20 protein-coding genes and 1 tRNA gene are annotated in these 25,466 nt (G+C 66.0%); 11 read left to right on the top strand and 10 right to left on the bottom strand.

The window, feature by feature from the left end; translation table 11 throughout:
* Positions 1-235 precede the first annotated feature (235 nt).
* The 4 genes from AC6LJW_RS20380 to AC6LJW_RS20365 form a co-directional block, all read right to left on the bottom strand.
* Positions 236-3,694 carry a UvrD-helicase domain-containing protein gene (locus tag AC6LJW_RS20380; RefSeq protein ID WP_498088140.1) on the bottom strand — a complete coding sequence of 1,153 codons (3,459 nt, stop codon included), beginning with the start codon at positions 3,692-3,694 and terminating at the stop codon, positions 236-238.
* Positions 3,695-3,696: 2 nt separating this feature from the next.
* On the bottom strand, positions 3,697-6,366 hold the full coding sequence (locus AC6LJW_RS20375; RefSeq protein ID WP_498088139.1) for a PD-(D/E)XK nuclease family protein: 2,670 nt from the start codon (positions 6,364-6,366) through the stop codon (positions 3,697-3,699).
* 124 nt (positions 6,367-6,490) lie between these two features.
* Entirely contained in the window at positions 6,491-6,649 is a 159-nt protein-coding gene (locus AC6LJW_RS20370) for a hypothetical protein (RefSeq protein ID WP_498088138.1), read from the bottom strand.
* 23 nt (positions 6,650-6,672) lie between these two features.
* Positions 6,673-7,878 carry an MFS transporter gene (locus AC6LJW_RS20365; protein WP_056570792.1) on the bottom strand — a complete coding sequence of 402 codons (1,206 nt, stop codon included), beginning with the start codon at positions 7,876-7,878 and terminating at the stop codon, positions 6,673-6,675.
* A gap of 350 nt (positions 7,879-8,228) precedes the next feature.
* On the opposite strand from AC6LJW_RS20365, the gene AC6LJW_RS20360 reads away from it, so the two are divergent.
* Both AC6LJW_RS20360 and pbpG read left to right on the top strand, forming a co-directional pair.
* Positions 8,229-8,303, top strand: a tRNA-Arg gene (locus AC6LJW_RS20360).
* A 310-nt stretch (positions 8,304-8,613) separates the two neighbouring features.
* Positions 8,614-9,816, top strand: a complete 1,203-nt coding sequence (gene pbpG, locus AC6LJW_RS20355; RefSeq protein ID WP_427985991.1) for a D-alanyl-D-alanine endopeptidase — start codon at positions 8,614-8,616, stop codon at positions 9,814-9,816.
* Between the two features lie 81 nt (positions 9,817-9,897).
* Here pbpG and AC6LJW_RS20350 read toward each other — a convergent pair whose 3' ends face one another.
* Positions 9,898-10,284, bottom strand: coding sequence for a ribbon-helix-helix domain-containing protein (locus AC6LJW_RS20350; RefSeq protein ID WP_056570831.1), 387 nt, complete (start codon positions 10,282-10,284; stop codon positions 9,898-9,900).
* Positions 10,285-10,482: 198 nt separating this feature from the next.
* On the opposite strand from AC6LJW_RS20350, the gene adhP reads away from it, so the two are divergent.
* Both adhP and AC6LJW_RS20340 read left to right on the top strand, forming a co-directional pair.
* A complete protein-coding gene (gene adhP, locus AC6LJW_RS20345) occupies positions 10,483-11,508 on the top strand; it encodes an alcohol dehydrogenase AdhP (RefSeq protein WP_498088137.1) in 1,026 nt (341 codons plus the stop codon).
* Between the two features lie 145 nt (positions 11,509-11,653).
* The gene (locus tag AC6LJW_RS20340; RefSeq protein WP_056570834.1) at positions 11,654-12,718 is read left to right on the top strand and encodes a LacI family DNA-binding transcriptional regulator; all 1,065 of its coding nucleotides are present in this window, start codon (positions 11,654-11,656) and stop codon (positions 12,716-12,718) included.
* Between the two features lie 47 nt (positions 12,719-12,765).
* Here AC6LJW_RS20340 and AC6LJW_RS20335 read toward each other — a convergent pair whose 3' ends face one another.
* Positions 12,766-13,710 (bottom strand): LysR family transcriptional regulator, encoded by a 945-nt coding sequence (locus tag AC6LJW_RS20335; protein ID WP_498088136.1) that lies wholly within the window; start codon positions 13,708-13,710, stop codon positions 12,766-12,768.
* 240 nt (positions 13,711-13,950) lie between these two features.
* Here AC6LJW_RS20335 and AC6LJW_RS20330 point away from each other — a divergent pair, with 240 nt between their 5' ends.
* The 6 genes from AC6LJW_RS20330 (at position 13,951) to AC6LJW_RS20305 (ending at position 20,327) form a co-directional block, all read left to right on the top strand.
* A complete protein-coding gene (locus tag AC6LJW_RS20330) occupies positions 13,951-15,387 on the top strand; it encodes an NAD-dependent succinate-semialdehyde dehydrogenase (protein WP_498088135.1) in 1,437 nt (478 codons plus the stop codon).
* A gap of 14 nt (positions 15,388-15,401) precedes the next feature.
* Positions 15,402-15,749: a carboxymuconolactone decarboxylase family protein gene (locus AC6LJW_RS20325; protein ID WP_498088134.1), complete on the top strand. Its 348-nt coding sequence runs from the start codon at positions 15,402-15,404 to the stop codon at positions 15,747-15,749.
* The gene (locus AC6LJW_RS20320) at positions 15,749-16,738 is read left to right on the top strand and encodes an NAD(P)H-quinone oxidoreductase (RefSeq protein WP_498088133.1); all 990 of its coding nucleotides are present in this window, start codon (positions 15,749-15,751) and stop codon (positions 16,736-16,738) included. Before AC6LJW_RS20325 ends, AC6LJW_RS20320 begins: the two co-directional genes overlap by 1 nt.
* 169 nt (positions 16,739-16,907) lie before the next feature.
* Positions 16,908-17,813: a dihydrodipicolinate synthase family protein gene (locus AC6LJW_RS20315; protein WP_291377183.1), complete on the top strand. Its 906-nt coding sequence runs from the start codon at positions 16,908-16,910 to the stop codon at positions 17,811-17,813.
* A gap of 83 nt (positions 17,814-17,896) precedes the next feature.
* Positions 17,897-18,880 carry a Bug family tripartite tricarboxylate transporter substrate binding protein gene (locus AC6LJW_RS20310; RefSeq protein ID WP_056570845.1) on the top strand — a complete coding sequence of 328 codons (984 nt, stop codon included), beginning with the start codon at positions 17,897-17,899 and terminating at the stop codon, positions 18,878-18,880.
* A gap of 19 nt (positions 18,881-18,899) precedes the next feature.
* Positions 18,900-20,327, top strand: coding sequence for an FAD-binding oxidoreductase (locus AC6LJW_RS20305; protein ID WP_498088132.1), 1,428 nt, complete (start codon positions 18,900-18,902; stop codon positions 20,325-20,327).
* A gap of 39 nt (positions 20,328-20,366) precedes the next feature.
* Here AC6LJW_RS20305 and AC6LJW_RS20300 read toward each other — a convergent pair whose 3' ends face one another.
* The 4 genes from AC6LJW_RS20300 to AC6LJW_RS20285 form a co-directional block, all read right to left on the bottom strand.
* A complete protein-coding gene (locus AC6LJW_RS20300) occupies positions 20,367-20,945 on the bottom strand; it encodes a DJ-1/PfpI family protein (protein ID WP_056570848.1) in 579 nt (192 codons plus the stop codon).
* Positions 20,946-21,079: 134 nt separating this feature from the next.
* Positions 21,080-21,568, bottom strand: a complete 489-nt coding sequence (gene ybaK, locus AC6LJW_RS20295; RefSeq protein WP_056570850.1) for a Cys-tRNA(Pro) deacylase — start codon at positions 21,566-21,568, stop codon at positions 21,080-21,082.
* Positions 21,569-21,600: 32 nt separating this feature from the next.
* Complete coding sequence (xerD, locus tag AC6LJW_RS20290; protein ID WP_498088131.1) at positions 21,601-22,584, bottom strand: site-specific tyrosine recombinase XerD; 984 nt, start codon at positions 22,582-22,584, stop codon at positions 21,601-21,603.
* A 9-nt stretch (positions 22,585-22,593) separates the two neighbouring features.
* Positions 22,594-23,520 carry a LysR substrate-binding domain-containing protein gene (locus AC6LJW_RS20285; RefSeq protein WP_056570855.1) on the bottom strand — a complete coding sequence of 309 codons (927 nt, stop codon included), beginning with the start codon at positions 23,518-23,520 and terminating at the stop codon, positions 22,594-22,596.
* A 165-nt stretch (positions 23,521-23,685) separates the two neighbouring features.
* Between AC6LJW_RS20285 and AC6LJW_RS20280 the strand changes: the two genes are divergently transcribed.
* On the top strand, positions 23,686-25,368 hold the full coding sequence (locus AC6LJW_RS20280; protein WP_056570857.1) for a thiamine pyrophosphate-binding protein: 1,683 nt from the start codon (positions 23,686-23,688) through the stop codon (positions 25,366-25,368).
* The last annotated feature ends 98 nt before the right edge of the window (positions 25,369-25,466 follow it).

Here is a 25,466-nt window from a genome sequence, read left to right as displayed (position 1 = left end):
CGCTTCGCTTGCCCCCTTCGGCTCGCTTCGCTTTGCCTTGGTTGGGCGTCGCTGCGCTTGCCCCCCTTTGGCTCGCTGCGTTTGCTTGGCTTTGATTGCTAAAAAGTTGGGCTGCGAGGGCTTCGTTTGTCCCTTCTGTGCTCGGTTTGTTGGAGCTTGCGCGTTCGAGGCAGCTGTTTTATGCGGGCGTCGCTGCGCTTGGCCACTTTTTGCTCGCTTCGCTTTGGCTTGGGCCTTATTCCATCAAATCTATCCACGCCTTTGCGCGGGGGAAGTACAGGGCGGCGCGGGCGCTGCGGCCGTCTAGGGCGGTGACTTGGGTGCAGTAACGCTGTAACTGTTCGCCATGGCGTTGGCGCATGCGGGTGGCAAAGGCGGGGGGTGATTCGCCTGGGTGGGGACGGCCTGTCTTGTAATCGACGATTAGCCAGCCGTCTTCGGTGCTTAGGGCCAGGTCGATGACTGACACTTTGCCTGCCGCGTCGATGAGGGGCCATTCTCGGCGGGCGCCGGATTGGGATAGGAGCCACAGGCCGCGGTCGTCTGCGAGGGTGGCTTGCAGGGTTTCGAGGACGGCTTCGGCGGCTGCGTCGGCTTGGCTGGCGGGGATGCCTGCGCGTGTCAGTTGGCGGCGCATGGCGGGGAGGCGGGGAGTTAGCGCTTCGGGGGGCCACGCTTGTACGCCGTCCTGGCCGATGCGGGCCAGCCATGCGTGGGCCAAGGTGCCGATGGCGGCGTCGTAGCCGGCCTCTAGTTGCCAGGCGGGATGTTCGGCGGCTTCGCCCCATGCGCCGCGCGTTGCCGTGGCGAAGCCGGCGCTCATGGTGATGTTCGAGTGGCGTTGCAGTTGGGTCAGGCCCGCGCCGTCGATGCGGCGCAGGGGTTCGCCTTGCCATTCGGGGGCGTCGCCCTCCTCCTCTACCGGCTCGCCGTTCAGCGATGGCGGAACGGGTGGGGTCAGGCAGGGCCACAGGCGGCCAAGCAGGCTGGCTGCGGGTGGGGTCTTGGGCTGGCCGGTGGCTTCGTCGATCGAGACGTGTCCCACCAGGTGCAGGCGCTTGCGGGCTCTTGTGGCCGCGACGTAGAGGAGGCGATCGATTTCGTAGGAGGCGCGGCGGGCTTCGCGGGCGCCGAGGTAGCGCGAGACGGGGTCTGCCTCGGTTTCGGCGCGGGGTTTGACCGGTCCGAAGAGGACACGGCCGCCGCTTTGTTCGAAGCGCACCAAAGGTGCCTGGTCGCCGCGGGGGGCGCGATGCAGGCCGTAGAGGATCACGGTTTCGAACTGCAGGCCCTTGGACTTGTGCATGGTCATGATCTCGACCGCGCCCTCGTCTTCGTCGGCGGCGTCGGGCGCCGCGAACAGGCGGGAGATGCCGGCGTCCAGCGCGGCCACGTCGATGTTGCCGTGCGGCGCCAGGCGCTCGACCAGTTGGAACAGGCTTTCCGCGTCGTTGGCAACGGACAGCCCGGCGTAGAGGCCCGATCCGCCCAGGCGGCGCCACAGCGATTCCACCCATGCCGCGAACGGGATGGCGCCGGAGGCGTTGCGCTTGTCGAGCAAGATGGACGCCACTTGGCGCAGGCGCGCGAACTCGTCGGCGCTGAGCACGGTTTGCGCGGAGGGCGCTTCGGGTTCCGGCGCCGGTGCGTCGAAGAGCGACGCTTGCGGGCCCGCCGACGCAGCGGCGGTTGCCGTGGCGCTGGGCTGCGGGGCAATGCGCAAGGCGCGTTCTAGCAGCACGGGCACCGGCGTGATGTGATCGTCGCCGAAAAGGCGCTGAAGCGACGTGAGCGTCAGGCCGCAATACGGCGCGCGCAGTACCGACAGCCAGGCGAGACGGTCCGCCGGATGCGACAGGGCGCGCACAAGCTGGACCAGATCGGCCACAACCGGGCGCAGCGCCAGCGGCACCAGGTCGACTGCGCGGGACCGGATGCCTTCGTGTGCCAGCCGGCGTGTGAGGTTGCCGAGGTGGCTGCGGGCGCGCACGAGAATGGCGACGGGGTGCTTGGCTCCCTTGTGGTCGATGAGAGCCTGGCGCACCAGCTCCACCGCGATGTCCTCCGCCTGTTCTTCGGCAGGCGGCGCGCCCTCGCGCGACCACGCCGGGTGAAAGCGCACGGCGGGGTCGGGCAAGGCGGGATGGAAGGCGGTGGATGGACTGTACGCGATGGCGCCTGCGGCGGCGTCGCTGCGTTGGGGCAGCAGGTCGACGAACGACTGGTTCACCCAGTCCACAATGCCGGCTTGCGATCGGAAATTGTCCGTGAGGTTCAGGAAATCTGGTTTGACCTCTCCCACGCCGACGTCGGCCACTTCCAGGAACAGGCCGACCTCTGCCTTGCGGAAGCGGTAGATCGATTGCATCGGGTCGCCCACCAGAAAAAGGCTGCGGCCGTCGCCAGACTGCCAGCCTGCGGTGAGCGTGCGCAGCAGATCCAGCTGCGTCTGGCTGGTGTCCTGGAATTCGTCGATGAGCAGATGGCGGATCGAGGCGTCCAGCTTGAGCAGCAGTTCGCCGGGATCGTCGGCGCTGCCCAATGCGGCGGCGGCGCGCTGGGCGATCTCGATGAAGTCCACCTCGCCCTTGTCGGCGAAGCGCAGGCGCAGCTGTGCCACGGCGAGCGCAAGCGTCATGAGCTGCGCGCCCAGCACTTCCCACTGCGCATCGGTGAAATGCGGCGCGGGGATATCGCGGACGGCATGCAGGCGGCGCACCCACGCGCCTTGCGCGTCGGCGCCTTCAAGCCAGGCGACGAAAGGTTCCTTGTGCGCGCATTTGGCCGGGAATCCCAGGTTCTTGTTGACGGTCTTGCGCAACGAGCCCGTGCCGGTCAGAAGCAGATGCGCCACGGCGCGCCAGGCGTCCAGCAATTCGGCGTCGGGCTGCAGTTCGTCGGTCCAGTCCAGCAACGCCACGAGCTTGTTTTCGTCTTCGCCGTCCTGCAGATGGGCGGCGGCCAGGCGCGCCGGACCGCACAACGATTCAGACCAGCCATAAGGCATGGCTGCGCACAATGCATCGAGGTCTTCGCCGATGGCCTCGGCCAGCGTGGCTTCCATGGCCTGGCGGTCGGAACCGTGGCGCAAGAGCGGCAGCCATTGATCGCGCTGGCCCAGCATGTCGGCGATGGCGTCCTTGGCGGCCTGGACGTCGACGTCCAGGTGGCGCAGCAGGATGCGCACGGCCTCGTAGTCGTCGGCGAGGTCCAGCGTGGCGCGCGCCGCGGCCTCGTAGTGCGAGCGCGCATCGTCCGTGATGTCCGGCATGCCGCCCAGCTCGGACAGCCACGGCATGCTGCGCACCAGCCCCGCGCAGAACGAGTCGATGGTGCGAATGGCGAGACGCGCGGGATGCTCAAGCAGATGCCAGCCTTGTTCGGCATTGCGCGCGAGCGCCGCGCGGGCGAGATCCCAGCTGCGGCGTTCGTGGGCGGCTTCGGGCGGCGCGTCCAGGCCACGGCGCAGCTTGCTCAGCACGCGTGCGTGCATCTCGGAGGCGGCCTTGCGCGTGAAGGTGATGGCGACGATTTCCTCGGGCCGGTTCACCGTGGCAAGCAGGGCCAGGATGCGGTCGGTCAGGAGCTCGGTCTTACCCGACCCCGCAGGCGCCTGGACCAGAAAAGAACGCGCGGGATCGAGTGCCGCCGCGCGAGCGGCGTGGTCATGCGGAAGGCGATCCTGTTCGGCCATGGTCATGCGTCCTCGTCGTCCAGATGCAAGCGCAGGAACGGCAAGGCATCGCAGTATTTCAGATCGTCCCGCCGGTACGCGACGTTGGCCGCGTAGCCGGCCACATATTCGTCAGCCAGCGATTCGATTGCCACGCGCCAGCGCTGGCGGATCTCGGGCCATGACAGGCCGTCGAAGAATTTGCTTTCGCTGGCCAGGGTGACGCCCGGCATGCCCAGGTCTTCGTCGGCCAAGCCTTGCGCGGCGACCTGCCTCGCGTGGATCTGCGCCAGCACCAGACCCGCGGCTTCGCCGCCGGCTGCGTCGGCCAGCACGGACGCGTAAAACGGCAATTGCACGTTCACGGGACGGCTGCGCGACCAGTCCGGCTCGGGCTTGGCCGCGGCCACGCCGGTCTTGTAGTCGACGATGACGTTGCGGCCATCAGGCAGGCTGTCGATGCGGTCCAGCCGCAGCTTCAGGCTGAGCGCGCCACGCTGCCACTGGTGGTTCTTTTCGACCTGCGCGACCGCGAACGGCATGCGCTGCGCTTCGAGGTCGAGCCATGACGTCAGCACGGCCTGGGCGCGCTGGCATTCCAGCGCCCGCAAGGCCGGCGCGTAGTCCTTGAGTTCTTCGTCTGCGGCCTGCGCCACGGCCTGCTCGAGCAGCGCCGGCAGGCGGCCCGCCGCAAGCTGCTCGTGCAGCGCATCCTGGTCGGGCATCATGCCCCACACCACTTCGAGCGCCTTGTGCAAGAACTGGCCGCGCACGTTCACGGTGGCGGCGTCGGCATAAGGGGCGAGCTCGCGCCCGCCGAGGCGATGGCGCACGAAAGCCCACAGCGGATTGCGCGCCTGCGTGTCCAGCACATCCAGCCCGCCCCCGCCGCGGTTTCCGGCCGCCAGCGGCGGCCCTTGCGAATCGTCGAGCGACTCCTGCGGCAAAGCGGCCTGCGCGTCGATCAAGGCCGGCGTCCAATCGGTGAGGGCCAGCGCGGCGATCAGCGGTGACGGGCGCAATTCGCGCTCGCCGTCCATGTGCGCGTGGCTGACGATGATGCCCGGCGCGCAGCGGCAGAGTGCGGCGTACATGCCTTCGGCCCATTCGCGCTCGCGCTCGGGCGTGGCGCGTGGCGCGCTTGCCTGGCGCAGGACTGCGAGCGGCAGCAGCGGGTTCGGCTTGGGCGAAGCCGGCAACACGTCGTCCGTCAGACCCAGCAGCCAGACACCATCCCAAGAGCCGCCTTCGGCTTCCAGCAATCCCAGCACGTCCAATCGCGCGAGCGGATCGCGCTGCGGCTGGAACGAGGATGAACGCGCCACGCTTTCCAGCAGGTTTACCGCCGCCAAGCCGCCCAGACGGCCGGCCGCCGGCGCCAGCGCCGAAAAGCTGCCGAGCGCATCGCCCAGCGCCCCCATCACCTGATAACCCACGCTATCGAGCGGCGCTTCGCCCGGAAAACCCAGGGCCGTCAATGCGGCCTTCATGCGCAGCATCCAGACATCGCACATAGCCTTGCTGCCGCCCTGCGTCCAGATCTCTGTGGCGTGGTTCCACGCCTGCGCCAACGCCGGCATGTCGGCGAGCAGCTTGCGCCACTCTTGCGGCTCAACGTGCAGCTTGCCCTGGCGCCGCCAGCGCGCGTCGATGGCCGCAAGACGCGCGCGGTCACGCACGTCGCCGGCGCAATGCCCCGCGAGCAGCGCGGCGCCCAGCACGTCGACGCCACATCCCTTGCCGGACGCGCATTCGGCCAAGGCCCTCAGCCACGCCAGCGCCGCGCGCGCCATGGGCCATTCGTCGAGCGGACGGCCCACGGCAACGTTGAACGCAAACGCCGGCGCGCCGTCGCGCCCGGCCAGCGCCTGGCTCAGCACGCGACGTGCAAAGGGAGACTCGGCCTCGAGTTGCGGCGAGACGATGGCGTAGCGGCCGGCGGGATTGGCCTTCAATTGGCTGGCTGCCCAATCTGCAGCGGCGCGCCATTCGGCGCCTTGGTCCGCGGCCTCGAAGCGATGCGCCACTGCTTGCACGCGCTGGGTGTCGCGCCATTGCGCAACGTCGGTGCCCTGCGCCTCGAACGCGAGCAACAGGCGCTGGAAGCGAGGAGAGATATCCGTGAATCCGGCAAGCACCAGTTGCCGCGGCGTGGCAAGGCGGCCGGCTTCAAGTGCGCGCAGCACACGCGCATAGCCTTGGTTGGCGTCTTCGGCATCGATGCCGGCAAGCGTCTGGCGATAGCGCTCGCGCCATCGCGCGAACCCCCGGTATTCGTCGGTGTCCGCGCCGGATGGCACCTGCAGCGCCCATTCGTCCATGAGCAGGTCGGCATCCATCGACAGCCGCGCAGCCTGGCTGGCGTCCAGCAGGACGCGTTCGGCTTCTTCGAGGCGGATCGCTTCGGTCCAGACAAGCTGCGTGGCGAAACTGTCGAGCCGATAGGCAGGCACGTCTTCGTCGGATTCGAACGCGAGTTCGTTGGCGGATTCAGCAAGCCAGGCGGACAACGGCAGGATGCGGGGCAGTTCGCTGACCTGGCGCTCTTGGCGCAGCAATCCGGCGAGCTCGAGCGTGAGGCGTCGCGACAAGCGGTTGTTCACCGTCAGGACAAGCGTATCCGCCGCAGGCAGACTGGCGATGTCCGGCAACGAGAGTTCGGAGTAGGTGGGCGCTGCGTCCTGCATGGTCATCCAAGGCCGCGCGGCAAGGCGCCACGCGAAAGAAAAAAAGATGAAAAAGGCGGAGAGAAATCTCCGCCGTAGGATACCGCGAGCCGGCCGGCGAAATACGCCGATTGCGGTAAGCCGAGCCCTGTCAGAACCCGCAGAGCGCGGCCAGGTTTTCCCAGTGGATCTGCATCTCGGGCGTGGTGTATCCCCAGAACGCCAGCCCCAGCACGGCGGCCAGCGCCAGCACGCCAACAGCGCGCCAGCCTTTGCGGCGCGGGGCTTCGGGATGCGGGCTGGGGTACATGGCGCGATTCCGGTGTGCCGTGATCAGGCCGTCGCGGGCTGAGCCGGCGTCACCGGCTGTTCGCGCACGGGCAGGCACAGCAGCGCGGCGATGACGGCCAGTGCAACGCCCAGCCACCAGACCAGGTCATAGCTGCCGGTCTTGGCATAGGCGTAGCCGCCGAGCCATACGCCGATGAAGCTGCCCAACTGATGGCCGAGGAACACGATGCCCGACAACGTGGCCGCATAGCGCAGGCCATAGATCTGTCCGATGAGCCCCTGCGTCAGCGGCACGGTGCCCAGCCAGAACAAGCCCATCCATGCGGCGAACGCGTACAACACCCACGGCGTGAGCGGCACCGACAGCAGCAACAGGATGCCGAACGCCCGCATGAAGTACACCACCGCCAGCAGGCGCTTCTTGCTGTACTTGCCGCCAAGCTTGCCGGCGTAGAACGACCCCAGAACGTTGAAGAGGCCGATGAGCGCGATCGCCGTGGCGCCCTGCCCGGCCGTCAGCCCGCCATCGGTCACATAAGCCGGCAAATGCAAGGTGATGAACGCGGTGTGAAAGCCGCAGACGAAGTAGCTCCAGAACAGGAAGTGGAACGACGGATGACGCACGGCCTGCTTGATGGCGGTGCCAAGGGATTGCTGCGGACCGACGTGCGCTTGCGGCCGGCCGCGCAGGAAGTACGCGAGCGGCGCGGCGCACGCCACGAAGAGCGACAGCACCCATAGCGCGCCCGTCCAGTCGAGGCCGGTGATGAGCAGCTGTCCGGTGGGCACCACGGCGAATTGCCCCAGCGAGCCGCCCGCGCTCGCAATGCCCATCGCCGTGCTGCGGTAGGCAGGCGGCACGGCGCGCGCCACCACGGGCAGGATGACAGGGAACGTCGTACCCGCCTGGCCCAGTCCGACCAGCACGCCAGCCGTCAGATAAAGCGTGGCTTCGTCGGTGGCAAAGCGCGTGCCGATGAGGCCCAGCATGTACAGCACCGCGCCCAGGGCAATGGTGCGGCCCGAACCGTAGCGGTCGGCCAGCATGCCCATGAAGATACAGGCCACGCCCCACACCAGGTTCTGCAGGGCAAAGGCCATGGAAAACACTTCGCGGCTCCAGCCGTGCGTCAGGCCCATGGGCTGCATGAAGAGGCCGAAGGTGGCGCGCACCCCCATGGCAAGCAGCACGACCAGGGTGCCCAAGGCAATGGTGCGTGCGGAAATCGTATCGGTTTGGCTAGACATGAAACCCGTGTCTGGTTGTTTTTGGGTTTGCGCCCCCTCCTCGGGGCGGCCCCGCGCGGCGGCGGGACGCAAACATCATATACAAGTCGGTAGGCGGGTCTGTGAATACCCGCGTTGGCGCAACAAGCTTCGCGTAGGCGGCGATTGCGGGCCGCCCGCGCGAAGGCCAATGATTTGGGGGTTGCCGCGCCTGCTGATAGACTTGCGTCCTGCTTCGAAGCCGGCGTCCGCAGTGCTAAACTTCGGCTCGCAAGTTCCGCAGCAATTTCAAGGCCTTAGTGCAAAGCGCGCCCACGCTGGCGCCCGCTTGCCGCCCTCAGTGGCGCAAGCGTCTTGCGCATCCCGCCCCGCTCGCCGTAGTTAAATGGATATAACCGGCCCCTCCTAAGGGTCAATTGGTGGTTCGATTCCACCCGGCGAGGCCACTCAGGCCTCGGCCATGCGCGCCGTCTCTCCTCAAAAAAGTCCACCCATTCAGCCAGATGAGGGTTAATCCGGGCTACGCTCTTGCGCGCCGCGCGGTTAGCTTTGCGACTTCTGACATGTGACTAATTGCTGCTGCGTCAATATGTCACCAATATTTTTTTCGGTAAACGTCGCAAATCGCCTTGCGTGACACTTGAAATTGCTGTTTAAATTCGACGCGTAAGCCCATAATTCATCTGGACTTTTCCTGATCCGACGAAACGCCGGCTTAAGAAATATTTGTTCACAGACCGACAAGCCTGCTCAACCATGGCCTTTTCCTGGACTCGTGCAATTGCGAAAGCCCTAGCGCCTGCCGCGCTGGCGGTGTGCGCGCTCCTGCCCCCTGCGGCACAAGCAGCCAAGAACTCCGATCCTTGCAAGACCAACGCCAAATCGGCAGCCTGCAAGGCGCAACAAGCAAAGAAAGCCCCCGCGCCCAAGGCGGGCTCGGGCAAGAGCGCCGCCGCCAAGCAGGCCGCGCCGTCCGCCAAGAAGGCGCCTCCCAAATCCTCTTCGGCCAAGAAGGCGCCGCCCAAGGGCGGCAAGCAGGTCGCCGCGAAAGGCACGCCGTCCAAGAAGGCGGGCGCGTCGGGTAAGAGCGGCAAGGGTGGCAAGGCGGACAAGGCCGCGCGCGGCCGGCGCGTTGCCGCAGCCGCCGCGGCCAGCGCCGCGATGCCGCCGCCCGCCGCCTCGGCACGCGCCGAAGCGGCCGCGCTGCGATCCAGCACTGCCTATGTGCAAGATCTGGAAACCTCCACGGTCATCTTCGCCAAGAACGAAAACGTCGTGCGCCCCATTGCTTCGATCTCGAAGCTGATGACCGCGGTCGTCGTCGTGGACGCCAACCTGCCGATGGACGAGATGCTTGAGATCACCGACGACGACGTCGACGAACTCAAGCACACGACGTCGCGGCTGCGCGTGGGTACCAAGCTGTCGCGCGGCGACATGCTGCACCTGGCGCTGATGTCCTCCGAGAATCGCGCCGCCAACGCGCTGGGCCGCCACTATCCCGGCGGCCTGTCCGCCTTCGTGGCCGCCATGAATGCCAAGGCGCAGTCGCTGGGCATGACCAGCACGCGATTCATCGAGCCCACCGGCCTGTCCAGCAACAACGTGTCGTCGCCGCACGATCTGGCGCGCCTGTTGCGCGCGGCATCGCAGCGTCCGCTGATCCACCGTTACTCCACCGATACGGAGTACGAGGTCGAGATCAACAACCGCACGCAGACGTTCCGCAACACCAACCTGCTGGTGCGCAAGCCCGACTGGGACATCAAGGTGTCCAAGACCGGCTACATCAACGAAGCGGGCGAATGCCTGGTGATGCTGGCGCGCATCAACGGCCGCGATCTGGCGATCGTGCTGCTGGATTCGCAGGGCAAGCTCTCGCGTATCGGCGATGCCGTGCGCATCCGCCGCATCGTACAGAGCGAAGTGGCCATGGCGTCGATTGGCGCTGGCGGCTGATGACTGGCTGACCGTTGCGCGCGGTAAAGATGAAGGGCCCGATTGCATCGGGCCCTTTTTTCATGGCTTTGGCCAGCCGGCTTATGCCGCGCGGCGCTTTGCCGGGACCGGCTGGGCGTCGCACAGCGACGGCGGCAGCCCTTCCAGCACGGCTTTTGCATTGAGCGATTGAATCGGCACGCTGGCGTCGCGCGGGATCCGGCCGTCGGCCTGCAGCAACTGATACCGCAGGCAGCAGACCCGCAGGAACGACGTGAAGTTGGCGGCCTCGCCCCGGTACTCGACCAGTTCGTCGTACAGGCGTTCGATCAGTTGCGTGACCCGCATGCCGTCCCGCCCGGCGATCTCTTCGAGGACCTGCCAGAACAGGTGCTCGAGCCGCAGGCTGGTCGCCACGCCGTGCAGGCGCAGCGATCTTGTTTCGCAGGCATAGGAGTGCTCGGTGGCGCGGATGAAGATTTCACACATTGAAGACTCCTGGGCAACGGCGACACGCTGCTGGGACCGGCGCGCCTGCGAACGACTGTACGACGACTTCCTCGCCCGGGGCAATATGGCCCCGAACCGGTGACGAGGTGTACCTTCCCGCGCTAATTGATGTACATCATGGTATTGGCCGACCAAGCGGCCGAGCATAGTGAAACTGATCAGACTTCGGAGGTAGTGATGAACAAGACCATGAAGGCCGCAGTGGCACGCGCGTTTGGCCAACCGCTGGTAATCGAAGAAGTCGCCGTGCCGCGCCCGGGTCCGGGCGAACTCCTGGTAAAGATCGAAGCCTGCGGCGTCTGTCACACGGACCTGCACGCCGTCGAGGGCGACTGGCCCGTCAAACCCAATCCCCCTTTCATTCCCGGCCACGAGGGCGTCGGCTATGTCGTCGCCGCGGGCGCTGGCGTCACCCACGTCAAGGAAGGCGACCGCGTCGGGATCCCCTGGCTGTACTCCGCTTGCGGCCATTGCGAACACTGCCTGGGCGGCTGGGAAACCCTGTGCGAGCAGCAGCAGAACACGGGCTACTCCGTCAACGGCGGCTTCGCCGAGTACGCGCTGGCCGCCGCCGATTACGTGGGCCTGCTGCCCAAGAGCGTCGGCTTCATCGAGGTGGCCCCGGTCCTGTGCGCCGGCGTCACCGTGTACAAGGGCCTGAAGATGACGGACACCCGGCCTGGCAATTGGGTGGTCATCTCGGGGATCGGAGGCCTGGGCCACATGGCGGTGCAATACGCAAAGGCGATGGGTCTGAACGTCGCTGCGGTGGATATCGACGACGCCAAGCTGGATTTCGCGCGCCGCCTGGGCGCGGAAGTCACCGTCAATGCACGGACCACGGATCCGGCCGCGTACCTGAAACGGGAGTTCGGCGGCGCGCATGGCGCGCTGATCACCGCGGTGTCGCCCAAGGCTTTCGAGCAGGCGCTGGGCATGGTGCGCCGGGGCGGCACGATCTCGCTGAATGGGCTGCCGCCGGGGGATTTCCCGCTGTCGATCTTCGACATGGTGCTTAACGGCGTGACTGTGCGCGGCTCCATCGTGGGTTCGCGGCTGGATCTGCAGGAATCGCTGCAATTTGCCGAAGAAGGCAAGGTCCACGCCACCGTCGCCACCGAAAGCCTGGACAACATCAATAGCGTGTTCGACCGCATGAAGCAGGGCCAGATCGAAGGCCGAATCGTGCTTGACTTCGCCTGATACCGGGGGGCGTTAGAAGGGCAGTTTGCTTGGGGCGGTGTCTGACACCCGGCGGAAATCGTCGTCAGCTTGCGGTGGCGTTTCAACGGGTGTCAGACACCTAGGCTCGGTACAATCCGGCCTACCCTGATCCCAGCGAGGCCGCATGCCCACCCTACCCTCTGAGCGTCGCAGCAAGCCTGCCACCAGCCGCGCGCCTCGGCGGGGGTCCGGCCGGGTGACCATTGCCGACGTCGCGCGCGTGGCGGGCATGTCGATGCACACGGTGTCGCGCGTCCTGAACGCCCCCGAAAACGTACCTGAACGCACGGTCAAACTGATCAACGACGCCATCGCCCAGACCGGGTATGTGCAGGACCTGGTGGCCGGAGGCCTGGCCAGCGGCCGCAGCCGACTGGTGGCGGTGACGGTGCCCACGCTGGGCAGCCCTGTGTTTCTGGAGGCGCTGCAGACGCTCAGCCTGCATCTGAGCCGGCATGGCTATCAGATGATGCTGACCGAAAGCGGCTACGACCCCGAGCTGGAAGTGTCCGCCCTGCAAGCGATCCTGGGCCGGCGGCCGGATGGCGTGGTCATGATGCGCACGGTGCTGACCCCGACGGGACGCACGCAGTTACGCGCGGCGCGCATTCCCGTCGTGGAAGCCTGGGATTGGAACGATGATCCGGTCGACATGCTGATCGGTTTTTCTCACGAGGCGGCGGGCGCGTGCGTGGCACAGTTTCTGTCCGAAACCGGAAGACGGCGGCCCGTGGCCGTCATCGGCAATGATCCACGGGCGGGTCGTCGGTTGCAGGGTTTCACTGCGGCGGCGCGCGAGTTGCGCTTGATCGACGCGGACGCTGATACGCCGCATGTGCTGATCCCCGCCCCCGCCACCATGGGCGCGGGCCGCAGCGGGCTGGCGGAACTGCTGGCGCGCGTGCCCGATGCCGATGCCGTGGTGTGCAGCACCGACATGATTGCCATGGGCGTGTTGCTGGAAGCCGCGGCGATGGGCAGGCAGGTACCGAGCGACCTGGCCGTCGTGGGATTCGGCGATCAGGCCTACGCGGCGGCCACCACCCCGCCTTTGACGACTGTGCGCATTGACGGCTCGCTGATTGGCGAGCAGGCGGCGCGCGCCATCATCGACCGCCTGGACGGACAGGCCAATGAGGGGCTGCGGGTCGATGTGGGATTCACGTTGATGCGGCGTCAAAGCGCCTGACGCTTCTCCAGGCCAGCCCGAACCGCCTGATCGCCGGCGTCAGCGGATCAAATCGCGTCTTCGGCCGTGATACCCAGCTCTGAGACATATCCCGCAAGTTGCTCACCAACGTGCAGTCTCAATGCGTCGATGAAGAGTTTGATCTTTGCGTCGACGAATTGCCGCGAGGGGTACAGCGCATACACATTGCGCTGGTTCGTGTGATACCCAGGCAATACCCGCACCAGGGTGCCTCGCCGGAAATCTTCAATGGCGGAAAATCCTGCGAGCAGACCGATTCCCGCCCCATCGCGCAGCGCCGTCGCCATCGCATCCATATCGTTCACACCAAGGTGTCCGCCCGAAGGCCGGTGGGTAAACGTACCGCCCTCGCCCTCCAGATGCCACTCGTCCGGGGCATAGTCCACCGTGCTCAGCAAAATGCAGGCGTGCTCGGCAAGGTCCTCTGGCGTGCGCACCGGGGAATGCTGTTCGAGATACGCGGGCGACGCCGCCAAGATGCAATGACTGACGCCAATCTTCTGGCTGACGTACGTGGAGTCGGGCAAGGCCCGCGCAATCACGATTCCGACATCAAGCTGCTCTTCAAGCAGATTCGGCATGCGCTGCGAGAGCAGGAGGTCGACAGAGACGTCGGGGTGGGCCTTTCTATACGCCAGGGCCGCGCGAGCGACTAGCGTTCGACCCAGGCCGGGCACGGCGTGAACGCGCAACACGCCCCGTGGCGCCACCGTTGCATGACCCGCTTCGGCTTCTGCTTGCTCGACGTCGCTCAGGATCGCGAGGCAGCGATCGTAGAAACGATGCCCCACGTCGGTGACGACCAGGCGACGCGTGGAGCGTTGAATCAGCCGGGCATTCAGGCCTTCCTCGAGGACGGTGACGGCGCGCGAAATATTGCCGACCGTGGTGGAAAGATGGTTGGCCACGGCAGTGAAACTGCCCATCTCCACCACTTTCGCAAAAACCGACATGTTGTATAGCTTGTCCATCGTGAGTCCATCGAGTTCATGCGACTTTTCCTCTGGCAGGGAAAGTCATTCTTCCGTTCGGGGCTAAATCCGCGCGCCCCACATCCCTAGACTTCAAGCCATGGTCAGGCCCCTGATCCAGCGCTTGGAGAAAACAAGCGTCCCGCCCCCGACAGATACCGCCCCTTCCTAGCGGGTCGAGTCTGCCGGGTTGGAAATGGAGCCGGCTGGTAACGAACAATCTTATCGGAGTTTGCAACCATGAATGGCACCTATGACCCGCTTTACCTTTTCATCGATGGTGAATGGATAGGCGCGCGCGAACGCGAGACAGCCAGTGTGGTCAATCCCGCCACACGCAAAGAACTGGGCCGCGTGCCCCTTGCGACGACGGCGGATCTGGACCGCGCGCTTTCGGCAACGCAGCCGGCCTTCAACGCGTGGCGCACGACGTTTCCCAACGAGCGCGCCCGCATTCTCAAGCGTGGTGCGGACTTGATGCGCGACCGGGCCGAGCACATTGCAACGGTGATGACGCTCGAAGAGGGCAAGCCTCTGGCCGAAAGCCGCGACGAAGTGCTGCGCGCCGCCGATTACTTCGAATGGTTTGCCGAAGAAGCCAAACGGATCGATGGCCGTGTCGTACCTGCGAATCGGCCCGGCGTGCAGCAATTGGTCAAACGGCAGGCGATCGGTCCGGTGGCCGCGTTCACGCCCTGGAATTTTCCGGCGATCACGCCGGCACGAAAGCTGGCCGCCGCGCTTGCCGCAGGTTGCAGCGTCATCATCAAGCCCGGCGAGGAAAGCCCGGCAACCGCACTGGCGTTGGCACGCGCCCTGGATGATGCGGGGCTGCCGAAAGGGGTGCTGCAGGTGGTCTTTGGCGTCCCAGACGACGTTTCGCGCCACCTGATTGCCTCACCGGTGGTCCGCAAGGTGACCTTCACGGGGTCAGTACCCATCGGCCGGCTGCTGTCGGCGCGAGCCGCCGAGGGAGTCAAGCCCATCACGCTGGAACTTGGCGGTCATGGACCCGTGCTTGTGTTCGACGATGCCGACGTTGAGCGCGCCGCAACCGAGGGCGCCGCCAACCGCTTCCGTGGCACCGGCCAAGTCTGCATTTCGTCCACACGGTTTCTGATTCAGCGCGGCGTCTATGACGAATTCCGCGAACACTTCGTGAAAGCCGCACGCGCATTGAAGGTCGGGAACGGGCTGGATCCGGAGACGCAGGTGGGACCGTTGGCGAACGCGCGCCAATTGGACAAGATGCAGTCGTTGATCGCCGACGCGGTGGCCTGCGGCGCTACGGTCCTGACCGGGGGAAAGGCCGCTGAGGGCGAAGGCTACTTTTTCGAACCCACTGTGCTGGCCGATGTGCCCATGCACGCGAAGATCATGCACGAAGAACCGTTCGGTCCCATCGCCGTGCTGTTGCCCTTTGATGAACTGGCCGACGCCTTGCAAGAAGCCAACCGGCTGCCTTACGGCCTGTCGGCATACGCGTTCACCAGCAGCGCCCGCACCGCGATAGACGTGGCCGATGGTCTGGAAGCCGGAATGATCGGCATCAACCAATATCGAATCGTGGCAACCGAATTGCCCTTCGGCGGAATGAAGGAAAGCGGACACGGCTCGGAGGGCGGCGTGGAGGGAATTGAGTATTACCTCACGCACAAGTTCATCAGCCAGGCTTGAACCAGGTACACGCCATGTCCAACATCGATTTCAGCCATCCGCGCGAGGCAGCGCGCGCGTTCACGCCGGCGCTGTCCGCCTTCGTCGACAACACGCTTTACCCCGACATCTGGGGCGACCCCGCGTTGGCGGCCCGGGACCGCAGCCTGGTCACCGTGGCCGCCTTGATTGCGGCAGGCCATACAGAGGAATTGCCCGCGCATCTGCGCCGCGCGCTCGCCAACGGACTGACGCGCAATGAATTGGCGGCTGCCATCACGCACCTGGCGTTCTACGTCGGGTTTCCCGCCGCGATTACCGCCTCGGCAATTGCACACGCCACATTGGCCGCGTCACCCGAAAACAACCTTGAGGACAAATAATGAAGGCGATCACTTTTGAACAATTTGGCGATGCGGATGTGCTCCAGATGGCTGACGTTCCCCCGCCTGAGATGCGAGACGATGACCTTATCGTTCGAGTCCATGCCTCAGGCGTGAACCGCGCCGATCTGACCCATCGCCGTGGCGGGTACGGCCGCCCGAATTTCGGGGACTCGACCATCATGGGCTTGGAAATTGCTGGAGAAGTGCTGCAGGCAGGCAGTGCGGTGCGCGGCTTCAAACAAGGCGATCGCGTGATGGGCGTGGTGGGTGGCGGCGCTTATGCGGAGATTGCCCGGTTGGACTGGCGCATGGCCTTGCCGATTCCGGACGCCTTGGACTACGTCCACGCCGCTGCGATTCCGGAAGTGTTCGTTACCGCGCACGAAGCGATGCTGCATCTGGGCGGCCTGCAGGCGGGTGATTCCGTGCTGATCCACGCAGCGGCGGGTGGCGTGGGCTCGGCGGCGGTCCAACTTGCAAGGGCAACGGGCGCCACCGTGTACGCCACTGCCGAAGCCAACAAGCTCGAGCAGGTTCAGCGGCTGGGCGCCGATTACGTGATCGACTACCGCACGCAGGACTTTGCGCAGGTGGTGGCCGAGCGGACGTCGGCGCGCGGCGTTGACGTGGTGATCGACTTTATCGGAGAGCCCAACTTTGCGCGCAACATCGCCTCGCTGGCAAACGGCGGACGGCTGATTCAGGTTGGCATCCTGGGCGGCGGCGGACAAGTCAGCATCGCCCTGGAGGACATCCTGTATCGACATCTGCATATACACGGCACGGTCATGAAATCGCGCCCCCAGGCTGAAAAACACGCGATGGTTCAGCGTTTCCGTGAGCACTGGCTGGACCGCTTTTCCAGTGGCGCGGGCCTGGTGCCCGTGGTTGACAGCACCTACCCGCTCGAACGCGCATCCGATGCGCATCGCCGAATGGAATCGGCGCAGAACGTGGGCAAAATCATCCTGACGATGACGTCCTGAACCTGATCGAGTCGTAAAGCGGCATAGGCAGGAAGGCGCCTCCTGCCGTCGCCCACGCGCTGGCTGCAACGGTTCAGAACCAGGGGAAATTCCCTATCGGCAAATATTAGCGCTAATAAAATATTAGCGCTAATATTTGCCGATATTCACACCAAGATCAGGAGACAACATGCTTGACCAAGCCCGTGGCGTGTACATCGTTGCGCAGACGCCGTTTCAGGAAAATGGCGCCATCGACCTGGAAAGCGTCGACTCGCTGACCGACTTCTATTTTTCGCATGGCGCCAACGGGCTGACCGTGCTGGGCGTTGCCGGCGAGTCCAACAAGCTCACGCCGGCGGAATCGCTGGCGGTGGCGTCGCGGTTTATCGCGCGGGCCAAGGACAAGCCGGTCGTGGTGGGGGTCAGCAACAGCAGCGTGGCGCAGATGGCCGAGCTGACCGGACAGGTGATGGACGCCGGGGCCGCCGGCGTCATGATCGCGCCGCCGGGCGGGTTGCGCACCGAACAGGAAGTGTTGTCCTACTTCGAGGCCGTGTTTGACCGGATCGGCAACGTGCCGACGGTGCTGCAGGACTTTCCGTTTTCGACGGGCACCTGGATGTCGGTGCCGGTGATCGGCCAGTTGATCGAGCGGCATCCGCAAATTCAGGCGGTCAAGGAAGAGGACCTGCCCAGCATCACCAAGATCACCAAGCTGCGCGCCCTGCCCGGCCGCCGGGTCGCCATTCTGACCGGCAACAACGCGATGTTCCTGCCGCTGGAAATGGGCCGCGGCATTGACGGACCGATGGCCGGGTTCTCGCATCCCGAGATGCTGTCGCAGGTGTATGCGCTGTACACGGCGGGCCGTGTCGACGACGCCCACGCGGTGTTCGACCGCTACCTGCCTTTGCTGAGCTACGAGAACCAGAGCCAGTGGGGCGTCGCCGTCCGCAAGGAGATCATGAAACGCCGTGGCGCAATCAAGCATGCGGGCATGCGCCGGCCGGGCCCGAAGCTGGACGCGACCGACCATGCCGAGATCGATCTGCTGCTTGAGCGCCTGAAACGCACCCTGGCCGAGGCGGGTTGACCGAATCTCCCGGACGCCGTTTCCGCGGCGTTGCGGGATGCACTGCAGTACCGGACATCAAAAACCATAAACAAGGAGACAACATGTTCAAGAGCACCAAGCAGGGCATTGCCTACGCGTGCGCGGGTCTGGTCGCGCTGGCGGCATCGGCGGGCGCGAGCGCGGCGGATAACTGGCCGACCAAACCGATCCGCATGGTCATCCCGTTCTCGGCGGGCGGAAACACCGACGTGGTGGCCCGCCTGATTGCGCCGCACATCGAGAAAGCGGTGGGTCAGCCCGTCGTGGTCGAGAACCGTCCGGGCGCGGCGGGCAACATCGCCGCGGACTTCGTGGCGCGCGCCGATGCCGATGGCTACACGCTGTTGATGGGCACCGTGGGCACGCAGGCCATCAACTACGCCATCTACAAGGACATCCGGTTCAAGCCGGCGGATTTTGCGCCGATCACGCTGGTGGCATCCGTTCCCAACGTGCTGGCGGTGACGGCCAGCCTGCCCGTGAAGTCGGTGCAGGAACTGATCGAGTACGGCAAGAAGAATCCGGGCAAGCTGAGCTTCGCGTCCAGCGGCGCGGGCAGTTCGATCCATCTGTCGGGCGAGATGTTCAAGAGCCGCACGGGTGTCGACATGGTGCACGTGCCGTACAAGGGCAGCGCCGCGGCGGTGACGGATCTGGTCGGTGGCCAGGTGCATCTGATGTTCGACAACCTGCCGACCTCGCTGCCCTTCATCAAGAATGGCACGCTGCGCGCGTTGGCGGTGACCAGCGCCGAACGCAGCACCAATCTGCCCGACGTGCCCACCATGGCCGAGGCCGGTGTGCCCAATTTCGAAGCGGGCTCGTGGTTTGGCGTGCTGGCGCCGGCAGGCACGCCGGCGCCCATCGTGAACCGGATCGATCAGGCGATCGAGAAGGCCATGGCCGACCCCGATATGCAGAAGCGCGTGATCGAGCTGGGCGCGGTGCCCACCGTAAAGGGTCCGGCGCAATTCAACGCCTTCATCGGCACCGAGATCGAGAAATGGAAAGCCGTGGTGCAAGCCGCCGGCGCTTCCGCCAACTGACCCGAAGAAAGAGCCGGCCATGCCTGACGAAGACATCAAAGCCTCTTTGCGCGCCGCCTTCCAGGGGCGCGTGCTGGACGACGCCGACGCCCTGGCGCCGCACCTGACCGATTACCGCAAGCGGTGGACGGGCCGCACCCTGGCGCTGGCGCAGCCCGACAGCACCGAGGACGTGGCCAGGCTGGTGCATTGGTGCCGTGAGCGCCGCGTCGCCATCTATCCGCAAGGGGGCAATACGGGCCTGGTCGGCGGCAGCGTGCCGGACAGCGGCGGGCACAGCATCGTGCTGTCGCTGGCCCGCATGAACGCCATCCTGGACGTGGACCGCTACAACAACACCTTGACCGCGCAGGCGGGCGCCGTGCTGGCCAACGTGCAGGAGGCCGCCGCTCAGGCGGACCGGCTGTTCCCGCTGAGCCTGGGCGCGGAGGGAAGCTGCACGCTGGGCGGCAACCTGGCCACCAACGCCGGCGGCATCCAGGTGCTGCGCTACGGCAACGCGCGCGACTTGTGCCTGGGTCTGGAAGTGGTGACCCCTGACGGGCAGATCTGGAATGGCTTGCGCGGTCTACGCAAGGACAACACCGGGTACGACCTGAAGCAGCTGTTCATTGGCGCGGAGGGCACGCTGGGCATCATCACGGCCGCCACCGTCAAACTGTATCCGCGCCCGGCCGCGCAGATGACGGCCTTCGCCGCCGTGCCGGATCCGCAGAGCGCGGTGCAACTGCTGTCCCTGGCGCAGTCGTATCTGTCGGCCAGCCTGACGGCCTTTGAACTGATCAGCGGTCCGGCGGTGGAACTGGTGCTGCAACATACGCCGGGCGCGCGCAGCCCGGTGCCCGCCAAGGCGCCGTATTACGTGCTGCTGGAATCCAGCGACGCCGAAAGCGCGGCCCATGCCACGGAGCGATTCGAGGCGTTGATGGAGGCGGCCTTCGAGGCGGGCATTGTCACGGATGCGGCCATTGCGTCGACGCTGGCGCAGTCGGCCTCGTTCTGGCAGATCCGGCATCATCTGCCCGAAGCGCAGTCCATCGACGGCGAGAACATCAAGCATGACATCTCGCTGCCGATCTCGCGCATCGGGGAATTCATCGTGGCGGCACAGACGGCTGTGCATGGCGTTCTGCCCAACGCGCGCATCTTCGTGTTTGGCCATGTGGGCGACGGCAACCTGCACTACAACGTGTCGACGCCGCCGGGCGCGGACGCGTCGGCCTACCAGGCCATGCGCAATTCAGAGAAGGCAGTTTCAGGCGCGGTGTACGACGTGGTGGCGCGCATGAACGGGTCGATCTCCGCCGAGCATGGCGTGGGACAACTGCGGGTGGGTTCGATTGGCCGGTACAAGCCGGCCAACGAGATGGCGATGATGGCGAGCATCAAGCGCCTGTTTGATCCGCTGGGGTTGTTCAACCCGGGGCGGGTGATTGCCGCGGACTGAGCGTCGCAGACTGAGCGCGGCGCCCCGCCCGCGCCAGCGTCAGTGCGTGATCTTGGTGCCCAGCACCGCCAGGAACTGCGACATCCATGCCGGATGCGCCGGCCAGGCGGGCGCCGACACCAGGTTGCCATCCGTGTAGGCCTGGTCGACGGCGATCTCGGCGTAGGTGCCGCCGGCCAGCCGGACCTCGGGCGCGCACGCGGGATACGCCGAGCAGGTCCGGCCCTTCAGCACGCCGGCCGCGGCCAGGATCTGCGCGCCGTGGCAGACGGCGGCGATGGGCTTGTTGGCCTTGTCGAAATGCCGCACGATCTCCAGCACCTTTTCGTTCAGGCGCAGGTATTCGGGTGCGCGTCCACCGGGGATCACCAGGCCGTCGTAGGACGAAGGCTCGACGCGATCGAAGTCGTAGTTCAGCGTGAAGTTGTGGCCGCGCTTTTCGGTGTAGGTCTGCGCGCCTTCGAAATCATGGATCGACGTGGCCACCGTGTCGCCCGCTTTCTTGTCCGGGCAGACCGCATGCACCGTGTGACCGACGGTCAGCAGCGTCTGGAACGGCACCATGGTTTCGTAGTCTTCGGCGTAGTCGCCGACCAGCATCAACAGTCGTTTGCTCATGATTGTCTCCGTGGGATGAGGGTAGCGTCCGGTTGCTTGCCCGAGGATCGGACTCCGGTTCTTGGTGTTCTTGTCCCATTGTGCCCGCCGAGCCGGCGGGCGAGGTGGTAGCGGGATACCACCGGGCTCCTCCCCTACTCCAGCGCCACCATGACCGGCTTGGCGCCCAGCAGGTCCACCAGCACGTTCGGATCAATGCCCACCAGATAGCCACGGCGCCCGCCGTTGATGTAGACCACCGGATATTCCAGCACATCGGCTTCAACCCACACCGGCATCTTCTTGCGCGTGCCGAACGGCGATGTGCCGCCCACCTGATAGCCCGAATGGCGCTGCGCGACCTCGGGCTTGCAGGGCTCGACCTTTTTCAGGCCGGCCTGGCGCGCCAGATTCTTGGTGGAGACCTCGCGGTCGCCGTGCATGACCACGATCAGCGGCTTGGCCGATTCGTCCTCCATCACCAGCGTCTTGACCACGGCATGCGGGTCCAGGCCGAGCTGGCGCGCGGCTTCGCCGGCGCCGCCGTGATCGACGTAGTCGTAGGTGTGCTCGGAGTAGGCCACCTTGTGCTGCTTGAGGAACTGGGTGGCGGGCGTTTCGGAGACGTGGCGGGCTTTGCTCATTTTTGTGCCGGTGGGTAGGAAGATGGCGGCGGTCAGCCGCGTGGATGATGCGCCGCGTGCAACGCCTTCAGGCGTTCGCGCGCCACATGGGTGTAGATCTGCGTGGTGGAAATGTCCGCGTGGCCCAGCAGCATCTGCACGACGCGCAGGTCCGCGCCGTGGTTCAGCAGGTGGGTGGCGAAGGCGTGGCGCAGCACGTGGGGCGACAGCGGTGCATGCACGCCTGCAAGCACGGCGTATTTCTTGACCAGTTGCCAGAATGCCTGCCGCGACATCGCCTCTGCGCGGCTGGTGATGAAGAGCGCGTCGCTGACGCGGCCTGACGCCAATTCGGGTCGCGCAGTGGCCAGGTACTGCGAAATCCAGTGCGCGGCTTCGGCGCCCAGCGGCACAAGGCGGTCCTTGCCGCCCTTGCCCAACACCACGCGCACCACGCCTTCGTTCAGGCTGACGTCCAGCGCGCGCACGCCGACCAGCTCGGACACGCGCAAGCCGGTGGCGTACAGGGTCTCGAGCATGGCGCGGTCGCGCAGGCCGCGCGGCTGACTGACGTCGGGCGCGCGCAGCAAGGCGTCCACCTGTTGCTCGGACAGCGTTTTGGGCATGCGCGGCGGCTGCTTGGCGGCGACCAGCGTCAGGCACGGATCGCGCTCGGCGCGGTGTTCGCGCAGCGCCCAGGCGTAGAAGCGGCGCAGCGCGGCAAGCCGGCGGTTGGCGGTGGTGGCGCGGGTTTCTTCGTGACGGAAGGCGAACCAGGCCTCGATGTCAGCCTTTTGCGCGTCGCGGATCGGCTTGGCCGGGCCGACGGGCAGGGTCTGCGCACGTGCGGGTTCGCCGTGCCGGTCGGCCAGTTCCCGGGCATAGGCCTCGGGGTCTTCGAGCCAGCGGGCGAAACCCGTCAGGTCGCGCCGGTAGGCAGCCAGCGTGTTGGCGGAGAGGCCGTCTTCAAGCCAGACGGCGTCGATGAAGGCGTCGATGTCGGCTTGGGAGGCAAGCGGCTGGCGGGTTTTGGACATGGCAGGATTCTACGGCGCGGCGCGGCCGGGCAGGCGCTCGCCCACGCCAGCGGCGGCGGACTTGAGCCACGTTTCAAACGCCTTCAATGCATCGGACCGTTCGCTGCGTTGCGGATAACCGAAGTAATAGCCCTGACTGACCGCCAGCGACTGCGGCACCGGCATGGCCAGCGCTCCCTGGTCCAACGCCGGCTGCGCCAGAAAGCGCGGCATCAACCCGACGCCCAGGCCGGCCTGCACCGCCGCCATCACCATGGTGAAAAGCTCGTAGCGGGGGCCGCCGGCCGCCTGCGGACCATACAGATAGCCATTGGCCCCGTACCACTGGCGCCAGGCGTCCGGCCGCGAAGCCAGGTGCAGATGCGTCATGCCGGTCAGGGCGCCGCCGCTCTGCTCCGCCACGCGCACCGCCAATTCGGGCGCACAGACCGGCACCAGTTCGCGTTCGGGAAACAGCAGCCCGCCCTGCGTGCCGGGCCAGAGTCCGTCCCCGTGGTACAGCGCGCCGTCGAACGGCTGATCCTTGAACTGGAACGGCAGCGTGCGCACGGACAGGCTGACGGTGATGTCACCGTGCTCGCGCTGAAAATCGGCCAGACGCGGAATCAGCCAGGTGGTGGCCAGCGTCGGCACGACGGCGATGTGGATGCTGCGCCCCATGCCGGTCCTGCTGACGAGTCCAAAGGTGTCCTTTTCGATCTGGTCCAGATGGTGACGGATGCGGCCGGCGTATTCGGCGCCGTGATCGGTCAGTACGATCCGGCGCCGCACCCGCGTGAACAGCTGCACGCCCAGCCGCGCCTCCAGGCTTGCCACCTGCCGGTAAACGGCGCTGTGCGTCAGCGACAGCTCTTCGGCGGCGCGCGAAAAGCTGCCCAGCCGGGCCGAGGCCTCGAACGCCTGCAAGGCGGTCAGATTGGGGATGCCGTTTCTCATGGAAATACCGCCGGAAAGCCGGCCCGCCGCCGTGCGCCCGGATGCTGCGGCGCACCAGCCGCCACGTGCCGGGGGATCAACAGAATGTGCAATTTTATCAATTGCGTTGTGCGCTCAGGGAACATATGCTCGGGAGTTCTACCCTAGGCTAACCACGACACCACCATGCCCCAGCAAGATTCCCGCCTTGGCGGTCACATTCTGGTCGACCAACTGGTCGCCCATGGCGTCAAACATGTCTTTTGTGTCCCCGGCGAAAGCTATCTGGCGGTGCTGGACGGCCTGCACGATGCCGATATCAAGGTCACGGTGTGCCGCCAGGAAGGCGGCGCGGCCATGATGGCCGATGCGCACGGCAAGCTGACGGGCGAACCCGGCATCTGCATGGTGACGCGCGGCCCGGGCGCGTCCAACGCGCTGGCTGGCGTGCACATTTCCAAGCAGGATTCGTCGCCGATGATCCTGTTCGTCGGCCAGATCGAGCGCGGCATGCGCGAGCGCGAAGCCTTCCAGGAAATGGACTACCGCGCCGTGTTCGGCACGCAGGCCAAGTGGGTGACCGAGATCGATCAGGTCGAACGCATCCCCGAACTGATCTCGCGCGCATTCCACATCGCGACGTCGGGCCGCCCCGGCCCGGTCGTGATTGCGCTGCCGGAAGACATGCTGGTCGAAGCCGCCAAGGTGGCCGACGCGCCGCGCTACGAAGTCATCGAATCCGCCCCCACCGCTGGTCAGCTGGCCGACCTGGAAAAACTGCTGGCCGATGCGAAGAACCCGGTCGCCATCCTGGGCGGCACGCGCTGGGACGCGCGCGCCGTGCAGGAATTTGCCGACTTCGCACAACGCCATGCGCTGCCGACCGCCGTGTCGTTCCGCCGCCAGATGCTGTTTCCGGCCGACCACCCGTGCTTCATCGGCGACGTGGGCCTGGGCATCAATCCGGCCCTGCTCAAGCGCGTGGCCGACGCCGATCTGATCCTGCTGGTGGGCGGCCGCATGTCGGAGAACCCCAGCCAGGCATACACGCTGCTGGACATCCCGGTGCCCAAGCAAAAATTGGTGCACGTGCATCCCGATGCCGCCGAGCTGGGCCGGGTGTACCGCCCCACCCTGGCCATCAACACGTCGCCGTCCGCCTTTGCCGCGTCGCTGGCCGACCTGAAGGCGCCGGCCACGCCGGTCTGGGCCGACGGCACCAAGGCCATGCGCGAGTCGTACCTGAAATGGAGCGACCCCGAAACCGTCACCACGCCCGGCGCGCTGCAGCTAGGCCAGGTCATGGCGTATCTGGAAAAGACGTTGCCGGCCGACGCCATCATGACCAACGGCGCGGGCAACTACGCCACCTGGCTGCATCGCTTCCACCGCTTCACGCGTTTTGGCACGCAGTTGGCGCCCACCTCCGGGTCCATGGGCTACGGTCTGCCGGCGGCCGTGGGCGCCAAGCGCGTCTGGCCGGATAAGACCGTCGTGTGCTTCGCGGGTGACGGGTGCTTTCTGATGCACGGCCAGGAGTTCGCGACGGCGGTGCAGTATGACCTGCCCATCGTCGTGATCCTGGTGGACAACGGCATGTACGGCACGATCCGCATGCACCAGGAAAAGCACTATCCGGGCCGCATTTCCGCGACCGAGCTCAAGAACCCCGATTTCGCCGACTACGCGCGCGCCTTCGGCGGCCACGGCGAACGCGTGGAGACGACCGAACAGTTCGCTCCGGCCTTCGAACGAGCACTGGCCAGCGGCAAGCCGGCGATCCTGCACTGCTTCATCGACCCGGAAACCATCAGCCCGTCCACGACCCTCGAGAAAATCCGCGAGGCGGCGCTGAAGGCCCAGCACTGAACCCCACTCGGGCGATAAGACCGGCGGCGCGCCCAGGCGCACCGCCGTGCAAACCCCAACTTGCCGCCCGAATTATTTTAAGTTTAAACTTTCTAGAT

It is taken from the genome of Achromobacter sp. 1012554356, assembly GCF_059760815.1.
The sequence above is the reverse complement of the archived record's forward strand: the minus strand, read 5'-3'. Positions and strand labels throughout refer to the sequence as shown.

What these genes read in the sequence shown, in the direction of transcription:
- AC6LJW_RS20380 (WP_498088140.1), bottom strand. Translation starts at nt 3,694, where the DNA reads ATGGCCGAACAGGATCGCCTTCCGCATGACCACGCCGCTCGCGCGGCG.
- AC6LJW_RS20375 (WP_498088139.1), bottom strand. Translation starts at nt 6,366, where the DNA reads ATGACCATGCAGGACGCAGCGCCCACCTACTCCGAACTCTCGTTGCCG.
- AC6LJW_RS20370 (WP_498088138.1), bottom strand. Translation starts at nt 6,649, where the DNA reads ATGTACCCCAGCCCGCATCCCGAAGCCCCGCGCCGCAAAGGCTGGCGC.
- AC6LJW_RS20365 (WP_056570792.1), bottom strand. Translation starts at nt 7,878, where the DNA reads ATGTCTAGCCAAACCGATACGATTTCCGCACGCACCATTGCCTTGGGC.
- pbpG (WP_427985991.1), top strand. Translation starts at nt 8,614, where the DNA reads ATGGCCTTTTCCTGGACTCGTGCAATTGCGAAAGCCCTAGCGCCTGCC.
- AC6LJW_RS20350 (WP_056570831.1), bottom strand. Translation starts at nt 10,284, where the DNA reads ATGTGTGAAATCTTCATCCGCGCCACCGAGCACTCCTATGCCTGCGAA.
- adhP (WP_498088137.1), top strand. Translation starts at nt 10,483, where the DNA reads ATGAACAAGACCATGAAGGCCGCAGTGGCACGCGCGTTTGGCCAACCG.
- AC6LJW_RS20340 (WP_056570834.1), top strand. Translation starts at nt 11,654, where the DNA reads ATGCCCACCCTACCCTCTGAGCGTCGCAGCAAGCCTGCCACCAGCCGC.
- AC6LJW_RS20335 (WP_498088136.1), bottom strand. Translation starts at nt 13,710, where the DNA reads ATGGACAAGCTATACAACATGTCGGTTTTTGCGAAAGTGGTGGAGATG.
- AC6LJW_RS20330 (WP_498088135.1), top strand. Translation starts at nt 13,951, where the DNA reads ATGAATGGCACCTATGACCCGCTTTACCTTTTCATCGATGGTGAATGG.
- AC6LJW_RS20325 (WP_498088134.1), top strand. Translation starts at nt 15,402, where the DNA reads ATGTCCAACATCGATTTCAGCCATCCGCGCGAGGCAGCGCGCGCGTTC.
- AC6LJW_RS20320 (WP_498088133.1), top strand. Translation starts at nt 15,749, where the DNA reads ATGAAGGCGATCACTTTTGAACAATTTGGCGATGCGGATGTGCTCCAG.
- AC6LJW_RS20315 (WP_291377183.1), top strand. Translation starts at nt 16,908, where the DNA reads ATGCTTGACCAAGCCCGTGGCGTGTACATCGTTGCGCAGACGCCGTTT.
- AC6LJW_RS20310 (WP_056570845.1), top strand. Translation starts at nt 17,897, where the DNA reads ATGTTCAAGAGCACCAAGCAGGGCATTGCCTACGCGTGCGCGGGTCTG.
- AC6LJW_RS20305 (WP_498088132.1), top strand. Translation starts at nt 18,900, where the DNA reads ATGCCTGACGAAGACATCAAAGCCTCTTTGCGCGCCGCCTTCCAGGGG.
- AC6LJW_RS20300 (WP_056570848.1), bottom strand. Translation starts at nt 20,945, where the DNA reads ATGAGCAAACGACTGTTGATGCTGGTCGGCGACTACGCCGAAGACTAC.
- ybaK (WP_056570850.1), bottom strand. Translation starts at nt 21,568, where the DNA reads ATGAGCAAAGCCCGCCACGTCTCCGAAACGCCCGCCACCCAGTTCCTC.
- xerD (WP_498088131.1), bottom strand. Translation starts at nt 22,584, where the DNA reads ATGTCCAAAACCCGCCAGCCGCTTGCCTCCCAAGCCGACATCGACGCC.
- AC6LJW_RS20285 (WP_056570855.1), bottom strand. Translation starts at nt 23,520, where the DNA reads ATGAGAAACGGCATCCCCAATCTGACCGCCTTGCAGGCGTTCGAGGCC.
- AC6LJW_RS20280 (WP_056570857.1), top strand. Translation starts at nt 23,686, where the DNA reads ATGCCCCAGCAAGATTCCCGCCTTGGCGGTCACATTCTGGTCGACCAA.